This is a genomic window from Blautia caccae, assembly GCF_040095955.1.
GTDB classification, from domain to species: Bacteria; Bacillota; Clostridia; order Lachnospirales; family Lachnospiraceae; genus Blautia; species Blautia celeris.
In genome coordinates, this window is the sequence record NZ_JBBMFP010000011.1 from 14695 (window position 1) to 32172 (window position 17478).

The 17478-nt window shown below is 47.1% G+C and carries 13 protein-coding genes; 6 read left to right on the plus strand and 7 right to left on the minus strand.

Annotated features, from left to right (window positions below; translation table 11 throughout):
* Nucleotides 1-99: 99 nt before the first annotated feature.
* From WMO65_RS13470 to WMO65_RS13480, 3 genes are all read right to left on the minus strand, one after another.
* Nucleotides 100-1524, minus strand: coding sequence for an MATE family efflux transporter (locus tag WMO65_RS13470; RefSeq protein WP_052098726.1), 1425 nt, complete (start codon nt 1522-1524; stop codon nt 100-102).
* 119 nt (nt 1525-1643) lie between these two features.
* Nucleotides 1644-2720 carry a uroporphyrinogen decarboxylase/cobalamine-independent methonine synthase family protein gene (locus tag WMO65_RS13475; RefSeq protein ID WP_033138994.1) on the minus strand — a complete coding sequence of 359 codons (1077 nt, stop codon included), beginning with the start codon at nt 2718-2720 and terminating at the stop codon, nt 1644-1646.
* A 40-nt stretch (nt 2721-2760) separates the two neighbouring features.
* The gene (locus WMO65_RS13480; protein WP_081960088.1) at nt 2761-4137 is read right to left on the minus strand and encodes an MFS transporter; all 1377 of its coding nucleotides are present in this window, start codon (nt 4135-4137) and stop codon (nt 2761-2763) included.
* Nucleotides 4138-4717: 580 nt separating this feature from the next.
* Between WMO65_RS13480 and WMO65_RS13485 the strand changes: the two genes are divergently transcribed.
* Nucleotides 4718-6163 (plus strand): DEAD/DEAH box helicase, encoded by a 1446-nt coding sequence (locus WMO65_RS13485; RefSeq protein ID WP_148393220.1) that lies wholly within the window; start codon nt 4718-4720, stop codon nt 6161-6163.
* Here the strand turns inward: WMO65_RS13485 and WMO65_RS13490 are convergent.
* Nucleotides 6160-7071, minus strand: coding sequence for a helix-turn-helix transcriptional regulator (locus WMO65_RS13490; protein WP_187370648.1), 912 nt, complete (start codon nt 7069-7071; stop codon nt 6160-6162). The genes WMO65_RS13485 and WMO65_RS13490 overlap by 4 nt on opposite strands.
* 116 nt (nt 7072-7187) lie before the next feature.
* On the opposite strand from WMO65_RS13490, the gene WMO65_RS13495 reads away from it, so the two are divergent.
* Together WMO65_RS13495 and WMO65_RS13500 are read left to right on the plus strand one after the other, a co-directional pair.
* Nucleotides 7188-7823, plus strand: a complete 636-nt coding sequence (locus WMO65_RS13495) for a sugar O-acetyltransferase (RefSeq protein ID WP_103732620.1) — start codon at nt 7188-7190, stop codon at nt 7821-7823.
* Nucleotides 7816-9165 (plus strand): MATE family efflux transporter, encoded by a 1350-nt coding sequence (locus tag WMO65_RS13500; protein ID WP_148393218.1) that lies wholly within the window; start codon nt 7816-7818, stop codon nt 9163-9165. Before WMO65_RS13495 ends, WMO65_RS13500 begins: the two co-directional genes overlap by 8 nt.
* 158 nt (nt 9166-9323) lie before the next feature.
* Here WMO65_RS13500 and WMO65_RS13505 read toward each other — a convergent pair whose 3' ends face one another.
* Genes WMO65_RS13505 through WMO65_RS13515 form a run of 3 tightly spaced genes read right to left on the minus strand, consistent with a single transcriptional unit; the run spans nt 9324 to nt 13034 of the window.
* On the minus strand, nt 9324-10607 hold the full coding sequence (locus WMO65_RS13505; RefSeq protein ID WP_148393217.1) for a nickel pincer cofactor-dependent isomerase, group 22: 1284 nt from the start codon (nt 10605-10607) through the stop codon (nt 9324-9326).
* 21 nt (nt 10608-10628) lie between these two features.
* The gene (locus tag WMO65_RS13510) at nt 10629-11993 is read right to left on the minus strand and encodes a GntP family permease (protein ID WP_148393216.1); all 1365 of its coding nucleotides are present in this window, start codon (nt 11991-11993) and stop codon (nt 10629-10631) included.
* 21 nt (nt 11994-12014) lie between these two features.
* Nucleotides 12015-13034: a zinc-binding alcohol dehydrogenase family protein gene (locus WMO65_RS13515; protein ID WP_033139002.1), complete on the minus strand. Its 1020-nt coding sequence runs from the start codon at nt 13032-13034 to the stop codon at nt 12015-12017.
* A gap of 456 nt (nt 13035-13490) precedes the next feature.
* Between WMO65_RS13515 and WMO65_RS13520 the strand changes: the two genes are divergently transcribed.
* The 3 genes from WMO65_RS13520 (at nt 13491) to WMO65_RS13530 (ending at nt 17213) form a co-directional block, all read left to right on the plus strand.
* Nucleotides 13491-14147 carry a GntR family transcriptional regulator gene (locus WMO65_RS13520; RefSeq protein WP_054351815.1) on the plus strand — a complete coding sequence of 219 codons (657 nt, stop codon included), beginning with the start codon at nt 13491-13493 and terminating at the stop codon, nt 14145-14147.
* A gap of 230 nt (nt 14148-14377) precedes the next feature.
* A complete protein-coding gene (locus WMO65_RS13525) occupies nt 14378-15718 on the plus strand; it encodes a tagaturonate reductase (RefSeq protein WP_302759446.1) in 1341 nt (446 codons plus the stop codon).
* 10 nt (nt 15719-15728) lie between these two features.
* Complete coding sequence (locus tag WMO65_RS13530; protein WP_148393215.1) at nt 15729-17213, plus strand: UxaA family hydrolase; 1485 nt, start codon at nt 15729-15731, stop codon at nt 17211-17213.
* The last annotated feature ends 265 nt before the right edge of the window (nt 17214-17478 follow it).

A 17478-nucleotide genomic window follows, 5' to 3' on the forward strand; every position in this document is an offset into this window, starting at 1 on the left:
AGTTCAAAAATGAGGGTAAGCATAAAATATAACAGCGGATTCTCCAATCCGCTGTTATATTTTATAACTGTAGTTGTCAGATATCTATGTCCACATAAATCATTCCGCCTGCGCCTGCGCAGCCGGAACCCGAATCAACCGATTCAGCTTCCTCATCTCCATCGAAAGCATGATCGCCGCCATAGCCACCGAGAACACATCCGACACCGGGAAGGACCACATCAGGCCGATGATCCCGAAGAAGTAAGGCAGGATCAGCATACAGGGAATCATGAACAATACCTGGCGTGACAGGGAAAGCACTGTAGCGCCCATTGCCTTTCCGACTGCCTGGAAGTATACGCTGGCCACCATCTGAACGCCCATGACAAAGATGAAAATGGTCATATTTTTCAGACACATCACAGCGAATTCATTATACAGATCGTTTTCCTGACCAAATATGGAAATGATTTGCTGCGGGAAGATCTGCAGACACAGCATACCGAGAAAGCCGATGGTAACACAGACGATCAGACAGGTCTGCGCCAGTTTTTTTACGCGTGTAAAGAGTTTGGCGCCGTAATTATAGCTGAACAGAGGCTGTGAGCCAACGGAGATTCCCATGATCAGAGACATCATCAAACCATTTACCTTATTGACAATCCCAAACACGGTCAGAGGAATGTCAGCACCGTACTGAGACAGCGCACCGTATTTGATTGTCTGCTGATTCATAATGATCTGCATGACCAGTGCGGCACATTGTGTGAGGAAGGAGGAGAGGCCCAGTACCAGGATGCTCTTTACGATGGAGAGACGCAGCCTCATATTTTCCTTTTTCATTGTCAGTGTGCGGAACTTTTTCAGATAAAGAAGACTGAAGACAAGCGTGCCGAACTGTCCGATGATGGTGGCAAAGGCAGCGCCTTTCACGCCCCAGTGGAAGACGAAGATAAACAGCGGGTCCAGCACACAGTTGAGCACAGCGCCGATCAGCATGGATCTCATGGAATAGCCGGGGTTACCGTCGGCACGGATCTCATCATTGATCATAATGCCCACGCTGGTAAACATGGTGCCAAGAAGATAAATGCGGCCGTAATCAATGGCATAGGGCAGCACTGTGTCAGTGGCACCAAAGAGGCGCAGCAGGGGAACCATGAAGATTTCACCGATGACACAGAGGATGATTCCGCTTGACAGGGCAAGGGTAAAGCCGTTGCCGAGAGTCAGATTGGCACAGTCCTGGTCTTTTCCGCCCAGATTCAGTCCGACATTGGCGGCGGTACCCACGGAGATCATCAGTGAGATCGCCATGGCGATGGTGACAAAAGGAAATACCACGTTGGTGGCAGCATTACCGAGATAACCGACACCCTGGCCGATGAAAATCTGATCCACCAGATTGTAGATGGAGTTTACCAGCATGGAGATGACGGAAGGTATGGCAAATTTCGCAAGGAGTTTTGGTATGGGAGCAATACCCATGATGTTATTTTCTTCCGGCGGGACTGCCGCGGGAGCCAGATTTTTATCAGACATTCGCGTTCCTCTCTTTCATAAAACATATTGGAAACAGTATGCTGCTAAGCAGCAGCGCCCGGAAGACCGTTCTCCTCCGGGCGCTGTGAATAAAAAGCAAAATGATAATAAATTACCGTTTACTGCCTGGATGCACGGTACATACCTTTGCGGAACGCAGGCGTCATCTTCTGTGGGAAATACATATAATTGGGGAAGCAGTATTTGCCGGGCTTGAAGTATTTTCTGACGAATTCTTCACCGGCTTTTTCCTGTTCTGCTTCGGAAGCGCCTTCGGGCAGGTCCGGTTCTACGTGGAGAAGAATCTTATCGCCGTATTCTTCGTACATTTTCTGGGTCGGGTTCATCGGCATGGGGCACCAGGACTGCCAGCCGGCTTTGATAAAGTTGGGAAGCTGCATTTCCAGGCTGCCGCAGCTGTGCAGGTCAGCGATCAGTCCTTTGGACTTGATGTGGTCTGTCAGCTCTCTCATGTAGGGAACGATCATCTCTTCGCCCACTGCAGGGGAGAAGAACGGCGCTCTCTGGGAACCCCAGTCATCGTGTACGGTAAATCCTGAGATACCGTCTCCGTAAGTCTCTGCGCAGCGGTCAACGAGTCTGCAGTACAGTTCCGTCGTCTTAGCAAACAATTCTTTTAAGGCATCCTTCTGCTCGTCATCGATCAGAGCTACAACCGCACCTTCAAAATCCATGAAGGAAACCAGTCTTTCATACCAGCAGCCATTTAAGAACCAGAGCATATTTGCTTTGCCATTGTGGAGAAAATCGTAGTTTTGTCTGCCGCTGGCATCCCAGTCCCATGCGTCGATGTCAGGGAACTTCAGGATTTGGTTCCAGTCATTGGCATCTTCAAGAAGAGGGGTGCCGGGACGGACCATGGAACCGCCTGCTACAGGAACGTATTCCCATTCGATGCCGAACATATCAGGGCCGCCGTAGTTTGCCATATCGAAGGGGACTCCTTCAATGACAAAGCCGCGTGCAATGTTATCCGGGATTACGGAAGGGGCAAAAAGACCAGACTCCAGACCGGAGGGACACCAGGTGGGTGTTCCGGCATACAGCTCTTTTATTGCCTCTTTTTCGGACTGGGGATAAGTCCAGGCGGGACTTTCCGGGATGGTAGGATCAAGCATATTAGGAACGGTATAAGCGATGGTCATTTCTTTTTCATCAAAGGGTATTTTTGACATAATTTTCTCTCCTGTTCTTTCTGAAATATTTTATTTTCTGTTACTTGCTCTGCTGCATTTTCTCAGCATTTGCCTGGGCGTACTTGGCAGCATCCTTGTCGCTGATCTTGTAAAACACCAGCAGGATAATGGCGGATGCCAGATAGATTAACCCGGGGAGCATGAACGTAACACGCATGAAATTGGAGATCCATGCAGTGTTGATCTCAAAGGCGCCTCCGGAAACAAAACCGATGGCAGACAACAGAGCCAGGCCAAGGGTATTGCCCACGGTCATACCGATCTTCATCGGCGGGGAAGCCAGGCCGGCAGCGATCGCACGGGTATCTTTTCCCGTTTTATACAGGAAATATTCACCTGCATCCAGGTAAAGGACTACCATGTAGGGCATCCAGGTATAGGTTCCGGCCATCATCAGAGACATGAGGATAATATAAGCGGTCAGGTTGGGAACACCATTTGGGGCACCGAAAAATGATACCAGGATCAGTGCAATGCTCATAAGGAGAAATCCAAATACACAGGACATTTTTTTGCCCAGTTTTGCTCCGAGCTTTGGCATAACCATGGCGGCTAAGAAGCCGACAATGGCATTGATCAGAGTAACAAATGTAAGCTTGGTGAAATCACCGACAACATAAATAAAATAATAGGTATAGTTAGCCTGGTAGGTAAACTGCGCAATGTAAAGAATCGTAAATACCAGGAAAAGAACCAGCATCTGGGGATTCTTAAGCAATGTACCGAACATATCGCCGATGCTGACCTGGTTCACAGAAGCGGTAGCACCGACAGGAACATCCTTGCCGTCCGCGCATTTGGCGATTGCTCCCAGAGCAAAAGGCATAGGGATCATAAATACGAAAGCAACGATAAAATAGTTCCAGTTACCAAAAGGAAGCACAGTAACAAGGGTAGGAATGAAAGAACAAATGATGGTGATAACCGTGCTCTGCCGTGTCATGTTGACGGTCATTGCATTTCGGTTGGACATGTTCGGACCTGCTACGGCGGCCAGAACGCCATAGTAAGCAGTCTGAAGAATGTTCATCAGACAGTTCAGAACTGTATAGGATACAGCAAGGACTGCCACACGGACTACCATGGGAGCGGAACTGGTATTACATACCTCAGCCATGATTGAAACGGCCAGGATCCAGCGGCCAAGATAGAGCCAGGACTGGTTCTTTCCGGTCTTTCCGATTTTGACTTTTTCAATGATAGCACCGGCAAACAGGCTGAAACAGAAATCCAGAAACTTTGCCACGCCCAGTGCCACAGCCAGAGTTCCTGCGGGAATTACAAGAACCTCGGTGGCGAATGTATTCAGGTACATGAATCCGACCATGATTGCCAGGGTCAATAGAGAATAACTGCCCATTGTCCATATCTCTTTTTTACTACTTGTTACTTCCATACTGATTCCTCACTTTCTTATTGTAATGTAGATTTTGTTTTCTGCAGAGAGCCGTCAGGCATTCATGAAAAGATGTCATCTCATAGAAACTTACGGTCAGATGATACGATTTTCAAAGAAAGAAGCTGGCATTCGGCAGAAGGGTCACATTTTGTACAGCGGATACAAACAAAACAGGTTCCGCTGTTGTTTTCATAAATTATCCGACACGCATACAATGCTCCTCCCTTTTTCCCGGACACAGAGGTACTGTGATGGGGTATTTTATAAAATTTCACGAAATATTTTATAAAATGATTATAACTAAATTGGGATTTGATTGATATGTACATGCAATCCAATTTTGTTCCGGCTTTTATCTGGAATTTTGGTTATGGAGTATGTAGTTTTCTGCTTGAAGTTCAGGTAGAATTATGATAATCGGGGAAGTTTCGGCTTATGAGGGAGTCATCGTCTGTAGTGAAGGAAATATAAGCAAATAATGTCTGGCAATCTCATCTGTGTTTTGATAAACTGTATAACAGGTTAGCGTCCCTCTGCAAAGCCATGGGGAAGAGGAATTAGAGAAAGGTAAAAAACAATGACAGACAATTTTAACCAATACCCGCTTTCACAGGAAATCCTGGAAGCATTGGAAGGTTTGGGATATAAGACACCTACAGGCATACAGCAGGAAGTCATTACACCCATGCTTGCGGGAAAAAATGTGGTGGTGAAAGCACCGACGGGCAGCGGGAAGACAGCGGCATTTGCCATACCGATCTGTGAAGGTGTATGGTGGGAGGAGAATGCGCCCCAGGCGCTGGTACTGGAGCCTACCAGGGAACTGGCAGTGCAGGTCAGCGAGGAAATGTTTCATATAGGAAGAAAGAAACGTTTGAAGGTGCCGGCAGTTTTCGGCGGGTTTCCCATTGATAAGCAGATTCAGACCCTGCGGCAGAAATCCCATATTGTCACAGGTACACCGGGACGTATTATGGACCATCTGGGCAGGGAGAGCCTGAAGCTTGACAAAGTAAAATGGCTGGTGATAGATGAGGCAGATCTGATGCTGGATATGGGCTTTATCGACGAAGTGAAAAATATCCTTTCTCTGGTTCCGGAAAACTGCAGAATATCCCTGTTCTCCGCCACATTAGGGCCGGAGATCAGGGAGCTGGCGGATGCGTTTATTCCGGACAGAATACTTGTGCTGCAGGAACCCACGAAGGAGCAGACAGCGGCGATCACGGAAAAGGTCTATATCACTGATCAGGAGAGAAAGTACGGGGACTTTCTCAAGGTTCTTATAAATGAGAATCCAAAGAGCTGTATGATTTTCTGCGGGACAAGGGAGATGACAAATGTTCTGTTTCAGAAGCTGCGCAGAGGGCGTATATTCTGCGGGATGCTGCATGGGGAGATGGAGCAGAGGGAGAGGCTTAAGACGGTAGATGCGTTTCGGAGAGGCTGCTTTCGCTTTCTGATCGCAACGGATGTGGCTGCAAGGGGGATTGATTTTGAACAGATCACCCATGTTGTGAATTATGATTTTCCTACGGGGAAGGAAACGTATGTCCATCGGATCGGCAGAACCGGAAGAAACGGAAAATGCGGTACAGCCATAAGCCTTGTAACAGAAGAGGACAAAAGGATGCTGAAGCAGGTGGAGGCATTTGTGGGGCAGGAGCTGCCCGGCGCGGAAATTCCGGAGACAGAGGAAGAAAAGGAAAAGGCATTCTGGAAAGCCCAGCGCGTAAAAGCAGAAGCGAAACCTGAAAAGGGGGCGGTATTGAACCGGGGAATTACACGTCTGTCCATCGGCGGAGGCCGGAAATCAAAAATGCGGGCTGGGGATATTGTGGGAACCATCTGCAGTATTGACGGCGTGGAGGCCTCAGACATAGGCATTGTGGATATCCGGGACAGTTTAAGCTATGTGGAGGTTTTAAATTTTAAGGGGAATCAGGTTATAGAATGTCTTCAGACGAAGCCGATCAAGGGGAAAGTCCGTAAGGTCAGAAAAACAAAGCGGCCGGGGGATTAGAGGCATCCGCGTGCCTCATATCCCTCTGTCTGCCGCATACGGTAATGGCTGGGGGTACAGCCTTTGTGCTGCTGGAAGATTTCCGCATAGTAACTGGGGCTCTGGAAGCCGCAGGACAGGGCAATCTCTGTGATGCTCATAGCGGTATCTGTCAGCAGGCGCATACTGACCTCCAGGCGGTAGGCGTTCAGAAAATCTATGGGCGTTTTGTTCAGGTATTTTTTGAAGATCCGGCAGCATTTGCTGCGGCATATACTGCCCGCGGCTGCAATATCGTTCAGGGAGAGTTTCTGTGTATAGTTCCGGTATATGAACGAGATCATGTTTCTTTGGGTGGATAAGTCCTCCTCCATGGCAGTGCTGTAGGACAATAGATTAGGACTTAAAAGGGAGTAGAGCGCAGCCCAGGCGGCAGTCAGCCTGCTGATCATCATCAGCTCATAACCTTCATAATGCCTTCGGCAGTCCTCACATGCCGCGTCGAAATGCCGGATGACCGCTGCCTCAGCGGGATTGTCTGCGTGAAGATAAATGTAGGGAAGATTCGGATGCCCGGCAATGGGATGGATGTACTTTTCCGTAAGCTCAGGATTGGTACACAGAAGATGGAGACGAAAGACAATGCAGGCAAAATAGCAGTCTGTCTTATCCTCTGAGAAACCGTAATGCATCTGCCGGGCATTTACTATGAGGGCATCGTGTTCCCGGACCGCCAGTTTTTCTCCATTCACATAGTAGACCATGTGGCCTTTCAGAGCTTTCATGTATTCGATATCCTCGTGCCAGTGGCAGAGAGCCTCCATATTGGCATAGGAGGAGAGCCACCGCTCTTTCAGATACAGGGGAATATTGGGGGTGTTGTAGTGGACGATCTCCGAGGCGTCCTTTAAAATGCTTACTCCGTTCACAAATACCTCCTTCATAAATACGATTGTTATAATATAATGGCATATTTTGATAGAATATACGGAATTAATACACTATTATTATACATGAAAATACTTGTTTGTGAAGGAGAAAAGAGATGGATAATATTACGCGCAGGGATGCAGGTCTTCCCTATATATCAGATGATGCGGTATTTGACCAGCAGAAGGTGACCAGAAGACTTTTAAGAGAATTTAATACTACGGACCCCTCGGATTTTGAGACATTGGGCAGGCTGGCGGGAAAAATAGTGAGTGGTGCACAGGAGAATGTGTCCATTATGCCGCCGTTTTACTGTGACTATGGATTTCATATCCAGGTGGGAAAAGGCTTTTTTGCCAATTATAACTGCACCATACTGGATGTGGGCAAGGTTACCATCGGGGAAAATGTTTTGCTTGCGCCAAATGTATCAATCTATACTGCCGGACATCCGGTGCATCCTGCAGCCAGACAGTCAGGATATGAATACGGGATTCCTGTGACGATCGGAAACAATGTGTGGATCGGAGGAAATGTAGTCATCACTCCCGGTGTGCACATTGGAGACAATGTAGTGATCGGGGCAGGCAGTGTGGTGACAAAAGACATTCCCGCCAATGTGGTGGCAGCGGGGAATCCCTGCCGGGTGATTCGCCGGATCACAGATGCGGATAAAAAATACTATTACAAAGACAGGGAATTTGATCCGGAGTCCTGGGCAAAGGTAGAGGCAGTGGAAATCGGTGAGTGATAAGAAAATATTTTATAAAAAGCTGTTTACCCTGGTCCTCCCCATTGCCTTTCAGAATTTTATGACTGCAGCGGTCAGCGCGTCCGATGCCATAATGCTGGGTGTGATCAGCCAGGAGGCCCTGTCTGCGGTTTCCCTTGCGGGTCAGATACAGTTTGTTCTGAGCCTGTTTCTGGCAGCACTTACCATCGGGACCACAATCCTGGCAGCCCAATACTGGGGAAAAGGGGATAAGGTGTCGGTGGAGAAAATACTTGCCATTGCGCTGAAGTTTTCCTCTGCCATATCCCTTGTTTTCTTTCTGGGAACCCTGTTGATTCCGGAGACTCTCATGCGGATCTTTACCCCGGATACAGGTCTGATCGCGCAGGGGGCGCAGTATCTGCGGATCGTGGGAGTGTCTTACCTGCTCATGGGGATTTCCCAGATTTATCTGTGCATCATGAAAAACAGCGGATATACCTTAAAAAGTACGGTGATAGGTTCTGTCTCCATGGTGACAAATATTGTGCTGAACGCAGTCTTTATTTTCGGCGTCTGGAAGGTTCCGGCTATGGGGATCGCCGGGGCAGCGCTGGCGACGGTGCTGTCAAGGGTTCTGGAGCTGGGATGGGCATTTACAGAATCCCTGCGGCATGGCAGGATCAGGCTGCATGTGAAATATCTGGTGCGCGCTGACCGGGAATTGAAAGGGGATTTCTTCCATTATACCCTTCCTGTGCTTGGAAATGAGCTCATATGGGGATGCGGATTTACCATGTATTCCGTTATTATGGGACATTTGGGCAGCGATGCGGTGGCTGCCAATTCCATTGCCAATATTGTGAAGAACCTGATCGCCTGTCTGTGTCTGGGGCTGGGAAGCGGCGGCGGAATCATTGTGGGAAATGAACTGGGAAAGAGGAATCTGGACGCTGCCAAAGATTACGGAGACAGGCTGTGCCGCCTCTCCATTTTGATGGGCGCTCTGTCCGGCCTTCTGCTTCTGGGGTTAAGTCCTCTGATTCTCGGCTTTTCCAATCTAAGCCCGGCGGCCCATGGATATCTGAAGGGGATGCTGTTTATGTGTACGTATTACCTCATAGGAAAATCTGTGAATTCCACTGTGATCGCAGGTATCTTCTGCGCAGGGGGAGATTCCAGGTTCGGCCTTTTCTGTGACGCGGTGACTATGTGGGTGGTGACAGTACCTCTTGGACTGCTGACAGCGTTTTATTTTAAAATACCGATATTGGCTGTGTACTTTATCATCAACCTGGATGAGATCATCAAACTTCCGGCTGTATACATACATTACAAAAAGTATAATTGGGTGAGGGATATAACAAGAAGCGGTCAGTGATACTGTTATAATGAGATATTCTGCAGTCTCAAGGGCGCATGACAGATACAGGAAAATGTCTGCAGCTGGCAAAGAGAAAGGAAAGATACCGGAAGGGGCATATTAACAGCCCTGGCGGCATCTTTCCTTTTTTTCAGGGAAAAGCGGGGAATGTTTTTTTACCAGAGATTGCCGTCCTCATCAAAGGGGAGGTATTCCGGTTCGCTCTCAATGATCAGATTTGGGTTGTTTTTTGCTTCCTCATAGTAAGATTCTGAGAGCATGATATGTTCTATGTGGAGGCTGTTTGGAATCCTTACAACCCTGGGATTCTTTTTATCGATCTCATTGCAGGTTCTTATGCAGACCTGGATGGCTTCCCTGTCGCTCTCCATGACAATGGGAATCCGCACACCGCCCAGAACTGTACAGGTGATCGCGTTTGGGTACATGGAGGATAAGTCCAGTTGATCGAAGACGCGTTTTGTGGTGGCGCTGGAATAGCCAAGTCCGATCCCGTTTCCATGGGTTTCAGGACTCAGATCCAGGACACAGACGCGCTGTGACCGGATTCCGCCTGTTGCGTATGGGGTACAGAAGGTTCCGGTGATATTGGGATCCATACCATCTCCGCTGAAGTTTTTTCCAATCTGGTCAACGACCAGAACATCACAGGAATCAACCAGGATCCTGGGCATATTGGCAAAGGCTTCCTGCAGGAGAGGCGGTTCTTTTTCAATGATCTCATCTGCATTTACGGCTATGATCTTACATGTTTCGTCATACGCATTTTCAATGGTTGGGACTGCAAATAAAATAGGGGCGTTTTTAATGATCGCACGGCCGAACATGGGGACGTATTTGGCCATATTCTTGAAGCCCGCTTCATGGCAGACCTCAGCGCCGTGCTGTTTTCCAAGGCCGATAGCCATCATCTTCATGATTCCGCTTTCGTAGGGGCCGCGAAATGCTGTATGGGGTTTGATGCGGCATCCAAGGATGATACCGTCGGATTCGGCGGCGTTTTTGTCAATGAAGACATCCATGCCTTCCTCATTTACCCCGATTTTTTTGACCTCCATGGAAGAGATAATAGGACAGCCTACATAGTCCTCTGTGATTCCGTAGCCTTCCAGGATCGCCCGCTGACCTTCCGCAGTGGCTCCGCCGTGGCTTCCCATGGCAGGGACAATGAATGGATGGGCGCCTCTTGATCTTACAAAGTCAGCAATGCATTTTGTTGTGAGTGCTACGTTTGCGATGCCCCGGGAACCGGCAGTGATGGCGATGCGCATGCCGGGTTTCACTTTGGAGGAGAACTTCTCCTGGGAAAGCAGGGATTCAATGATTCCGGGTATTTCCTCCGGCTCAATTTTGGGCCGGGGAAATACCTGTTTTACTTTAAACATTTTCGGGATGGTCTGGTCACTGACCAGGTCTGCGACAAAGGGTCTTTCTCTCATGAATAAATTCCTCCTGTTATCTTAGAATATTATCATATATCCGCTGGCTGCAAGCAACAGCAAAATAAGGAAAAAGACAGATTCCATCATTTCTGATACGGTATATGTTTTGATGCCTCCCTTGATGGAGAGCCCGCTGATATTGGTTACGATCCAGAAACCACTGTCGTTTACGGTCGCGCCGAAAAGTGTTCCGGACAAACAGGCCATTGCCACAAACACCGGCGGCAGTGTGATGGCGGAAGCCACGCCGGACATAATGGTCATACTGGTAAGCGCAGATACGGTACCTGAGCCGGTCACCTGTTTGATCAGCAGGCCGACCAGGTAGGACAGGATCAGAACAACAAACACATTCTGTGCAAATCCGCTCACAATATCAGCAATGGCATCGCTGACGCCTGTGATTGTGATGATGTTGGAGAAAGCACCGCCCGCACCTGTGATCAGGAATACGATACCTGCGGAGGAGAGAGAATCTGTAGCAGCCTTTTCCGCTTTCTCTTTGCCCATACATTTTACGCCGATCAGATAAGCCACAATGGCTCCTGCCAGCAGAGCAACTGTTTTGTCACCTAAAAAGAGGAAAATACCGGGCTGTGCATCACCCATGGCACTGCCTGTAACTGTGTTTAAAAGAATCAAAATGATCGGTACAAAAATAGGCAATAAAGCAAAGCCGAAAGACGGCGGTGTGATGGAGCTGTCCTCCTGTGCATCGATATGGACGCCGGCGGAAGACTCATCTGTTTCAGGATTCCAGAAGTCCGTCTTTTTGTCCAAAAACTTTGTATAGATAAAGATAACAAGGAATACGCCGATCAGTCCGAAAACAGTGCCGAATGCGATCATAATGCCTGTGTCAAATCCGAAGATCTCGCCTGCGGCAAGGGGAGCCGGGGTAGGGGGCACCATGGTGTGGGCAGCGGCAGCGCCTATGGTGATGGCGCCTACAATATGGGCAATGGATTTGTTGATCTCTTTCATAAGAGCAATGCCGATCGGGATCAAAATAACAAAGGTCACATCAAAATATACCGGGATGGCGAGAATAAACGCAGCCAGGCCGATGGCGTAGATCGCTTTTGTTTTGGGGAATGCTTTTACGATCTTTGAGGCAATGATCTGGGCGCCGCCGGACCTGCTGACCAGTTCGCCCAGGATAATGCCGAAACCGATGGGAAGCCCCATACCCTTTAACATGTTGCCGAAGCCCACATTGATGCCGTCTATGGTCTCAACCAGGGAAACGCCGGATAATGCGCCCATCAGGATACTTCCCAACACTAAAGAAATGGCAGCATTTAATTTTACTTTCAGAATTAAAAATAAGATAACAACCATGGAAATGATCAAGGACATGAATAACCATGCAGAATGTGACATAACAAATACCTCCGTTCGTTTTTAAAATTCAAATATGACTTTCAGCATAGAGGCTGCGTTTTTATCAAAATCTGCAAAAGCAGCGGCTGCATCGTCAAATTTATATGTATTGGTAACTATTTTATCCAGGTCGACCTTTCCCTCTTTTACAAGGTCAATCAACTGCAGGAAATCTTTTTTCAGTGCGTTTCTGGAACCGAAAATGTTAAGTTCTTTTTTCTGGATCAAAGTAAAGTTAAAGTCCAGATTCTGTTTTCCCACACCGATCAGCACAACACGGCCTCCGAAGGCAGCAGCGTCTATGCAGTTCTGGAATGTGGAGGGAAGGCCCACCGCCTCGATCGCCACATCAAATCCGTTTCCGCCTGTGGCTTCCTGCACTTTATCCATAAAAGTTTCCGGATCATCATTTAGTAAAATGTGGTCAATACCGAAGGTCTCCTGTGCGTAAGCCAGTTTTTGGGGAGCTACATCGCAGATAGTCACATCCGCGCCCAGAGCTTTTGCGGCTACGGCTGCCAGCACACCGATGGTTCCGGCACCGATAATGAGAACCTTGTCATCTTTTGTTACATTTGCCCTTGTGACGCCGTGATAGCTGATGCAGAAGGGTTCGATCAATGCCAGTGTTTTCGGGGAGAGTCCCTTGCCGTCATAGATCCTTTCAATAGGCATTGTGATATATTCCGCAAAGGCACCTTCTCTCTGAACACCCATGGTCTGGTTGGTGGTGCAGCAGTTCACCAGGCCTCTCTGGCAGGAGTAGCATTCCGTACAGTTGAAGTATGGATTGCAGGTTACTATCATACCCTTTTCAAGGCCCTTGTCATTCGGCTCGATCTCTATGATCTCGGCGGAAAATTCATGGCCCGGTGTTCTGGGATATGAAAAATAGGCAAAAGTTCCGCGGTAGGACCCCAGATCACTGCCGCAGATGCCGCCGTATAATACTTTTAACAGTGCTTCCCCTTTTTTCGGTACCGGCATAGGGAGTTCTTTAATAGAGACTTGACCGGGAGTATCGATAAACATTGCTTTCATAATTGTTGTTCCTCCAAAATGTTATAGGAAATTGCTTGTTGTATACAAGGGATAATAGGGTAAAATAGAAAAGATGTCAATAGAAAAAAGAAATAAATACTGAAATTTTCGATAATTTGTTATCTATATACAAAAAATAACCGATAAAAATGTGCATTATAGCCAAAAGAAAAATGCGGTTAAAAAGTTAGAAAAATAACAATGTATACAACTGCGGTGGAATTGAAAGGAGACAGGCTTTGCAATCTGCAGAAAATGTGGTAATATATGTAACAGATCATAACTATTCATCAGGTCTGCGCATTTACTGCGCTGACCGTAAGAAAACGTTTCGCAGCCAAGTAAAAATCCCATCGCCAAAGGCGGTTTTGCATGGATCTTTGCCTGTAACTGTGAGGGAATAGAACAGTTACAACAGAACACAAGTTGCGCAGTGCACTGCAGAAAGGCGGCAGAATGCAGAAAGAGAGTTTGAAACAACAGGCTTACAATGCCATAAAAGCGAAAATATTAAATTGTGAATATGCACCAAATACTTTTATCAATGAAGAACTGCTGCGGGAAGAGGTGTCGGCCAGCAGAACGCCGGTCCGGGATGCCATCAGCAGGCTGGAGCAGGAGGGGCTGGTGAAAATTCTTCCGAAGAAGGGAATCATGGTCTCAGATCTGTCTTTAAGCCAGATCAATATGATATATGAGACCAGGATGATGCTGGAACCATACGCCATCCTTCATTATGGGAACCGGATAGAACAGGATGTGTATATGAAATATTACCAGGATTATCAGGCGTACTTAAAAGGCGCTGACCTGCCATATTCCTACGATGACATGGATGATCTTTTTCATCAGATGTTTATTGACGCCACATCCAATGTATACTTTCTGAAAACCTATGAGCTGATCAACAGCCAGATAAAGCGAATGCGGATCATGAGCGGGGAATGCTCCGAAAAGCGCCGCAAGGAGACCATCCAGGAACATCTGAAGATTACGAAATGTGCACTGAAACAGGACTGGGACGGCGCATCCGAAGCCATGAAAGAGCATCTGCATTTTTCTAAGAATGCCATATTTGAATTATTGTTTAAAGGAAATGACTGGTCTTTATAAATAGGAAGACCGGTCATTTCCTTTTTATGAAATACTCACAAAATGGAAAATTGTTTTTTATGGAAAGGCACGAAAGTGTAAAAAATCAAAAACTGTTGTATACAACAGCGGATATATGAGCTATAATAGGGGCAGTCAATAAAGAAATTGCTTGTTGTACAGAAACTAATGAACAGGTCAGTGCACAGACTGTGCAGGCCGCAGTATGAAATAGTACAGAAAGGGCTTCTATTATGAGCATGCAGAGAAAAGAGACAGTAATACAGTTTGGAGAAGGAGGATTTCTCCGGGGATTTGTAGATTATTTCTTTCAGAAATTAAAAGAAAAAGAATTGTTTGACGGTTCTGTTGTGGTGGTACAGCCGATTGAAAAGGGAATGATCGGCGAACTGAATAAGCAGAACTGTGAGTACAATTTATTTTTAAGAGGAATTGACAAGGGGGAAGTTGTGGATGAGCATACTCACATTGATGTCATTTCAAGGTGTATCAACCCCTACACAGAATATGAGGCTTATGAAAAATTAGCAGAAAATCCGGACTTCCGGTTTATCGTATCCAATACAACGGAGGCCGGAATAGAGTTCGTTTCAGATAACAAGCTGGAGGATAAGCCGGCAAAATCTTTCCCGGGCAAACTGACTCAGTTATTGTACAGGCGCTTTTTACTGGGATTAAAAGGATTTATCATCTTATCCTGTGAGCTGATCGACCATAACGGAGAGGAATTGAAAAAATGCTGTATGAAGTATGCGGATCTGTGGAATCTGGGAGAAGAATTCAAGACCTGGATGGAGACAGAAAATGACTTCTGTTCTACTTTAGTGGACCGCATCGTGACAGGATTTCCCCGTGAAGAGCATGAAGCGCTGTGTAAAAGAATCGGGGAGCAGGACAACATGATGGATACAGCGGAGATATTCCATCTGTGGGTGATCCAGGGAGATCATGAGGACGAACTGCCTCTGGTGAAGGCCGGTTACAATGTGATCTGGACAGACAATGTGGACCCTTATAAGAAGAGAAAAGTCAGAATTTTAAACGGTGCCCACACTTCCATGGTGCTGGGAGCACATCTGTACGGTTTGGAGACGGTGGGGGAATGCCTGAAAGATGAAAAAGTATCGGCACTTCTTAAAAAATGTATTTTTGAGGAGATTATTCCGACGATTGGGGATACACAGGACAATAGAAATTTCGGAGAAGCAGTTTTGGAACGTTTTGCAAATCCCTTTATCCGTCATCTGTTGTTATCCATCGCCTTAAATTCCGTGTCCAAGTTCAAGGCAAGAGTGCTGCCTACCATTTTGGAATATAAAGAAAAATACGGTTCCTATCCGCAGGGGCTTACCTTCTCACTGGCTGCCCTGATCGCGTTTTACCGCACAGATGCGGCTAACGATGGGGAAGAAATCGTGGCATTTATGAAAGAGGCTTCTGTTGCGGATATTTTAAAGAAAGAAGAATATTGGGGACAGGATTTAAGCCCGATGCTGGATGTGGTGCAGAAATGGTATGACTGTATTGAGGCGGAGGGAATGGAGAAAGCTTACGGCGAGGTTCTGGCGTAAAGGAGAAAATATGCAGGATTTTATCAAAATCAACAGAGAAGATATGGCAGCAGTTGCCTTAAAACCAATGAAAAAAGGAATGACCGTTACCGTGGATGACACACAGATCACACTTCTTGAGGACATTCCCCAGGGCCACAAATTTGCCCTGTGCCATATGAAAAAGGGTGCTCCCGTCATAAAATACGGCGCGACGATCGGTTATGCAAAAGAAGACATCCAAAAAGGAAGCTGGATCCATGTTCACAACCTGAAGACATCTCTGGGCGATGTGCTGGAGTATAAATACGAACCGGTTTCACTGAAAGAACTGACGGGTAAAAAGGCTTCTTTTATGGGATACAGAAGGGCGGACGGTACGGTAGGCGTGCGGAATGAGCTTTGGATCCTTCCCACAGTGGGCTGTGTCTCCTCTGTGGCAAAGGCCATTGAGCAGGAGGCGAAAAGAAGATTTCCGCTGGGAAATGTGGAGGAGATCGTGGCCTTTACCCATCCCTACGGGTGTTCCCAGATGGGCGAGGACCAGGAAAACACGAGAAAAGTTCTGGCAGATATGGTCCATCATCCAAATGCCGGGGGAGTTCTTGTGCTGGGTCTTGGATGCGAGAACTGCAATATTCCCGTTCTAAAAGAGTACATCGGTGAGTACGAGGAAGAACGGGTGAAATTCTTGCAGTGCCAGGATACAGAAGACGAGATTGAGGAAGCACTCACTATTCTGAGTAAACTCTATGAAAATGCGAATAAATGTGTCAGAGAAGAGTGTGATGCAGGAGAACTGATCATCGGCATGAAATGCGGCGGTTCTGACGGCCTGTCAGGAATCACGGCGAATCCGGTGGTGGGGGCTTTCTCCGACATTCTCATATCAAAAGGCGGCACAACCATTCTCACGGAAGTGCCGGAGATGTTTGGTGCGGAGACGATTCTTATGAACCGGTGTAAGAACAGAGAGGTATTTGAAAAGACTGTTCATCTGATCAATGATTTTAAAGATTATTTTACCAGGCATAACCAGACAATCTATGAAAACCCATCTCCCGGCAATAAAAAAGGCGGGATTTCCACACTGGAGGACAAGTCTCTGGGGTGTACCCAGAAGTCAGGTTCTGCACCGGTGACAGATGTATTAAGGTATGCTGAGAGGGTAAAAGAAAAGGGATTAAACCTTCTGTCAGCACCCGGAAATGACCTGGTAGCAGCCACCAGTCTGGCCATCTCCGGAGCACAGATCGTCTTATTTACAACCGGAAGAGGTACACCGTTTGCGTCACTCGTACCCACCATTAAAATATCTTCTAATTCAGGCCTGGCGGATTATAAATCCAAGTGGATAGATTTTGACGCCGGAAAAATGGTGGAAGATAAAACAAAAGAGGAATTGGCGGAGGCCCTGTTTGAGTACATTATACGGGTAGCATCAGGTGAGAAGGTGAAGGCAGAAAAAGCGGGCTATCATGATATTGCAATTTTCAAGCAAGGGGTAACATTGTAACAATATAGAAGTGAATGGTAAGTTTCACAAAGTTCATCGCTTGGTGGAACTTACCATCCATCTATATCACATCCAGCCACGCAGCCAATTCAGCCACAGATTCCCCTGTTCGGACACGTACAGAGCAATTATCTGCATTCTGCTCCAAGCCAACCTGGTAGAATTCGCAGCTGATCATCATCCAATTCAGCCACAGACTGCCCTATAACCGGACGTGTGCAGAGCAAATATCTGAATTCTGCCCCAGCCAACACGGTACTATCCG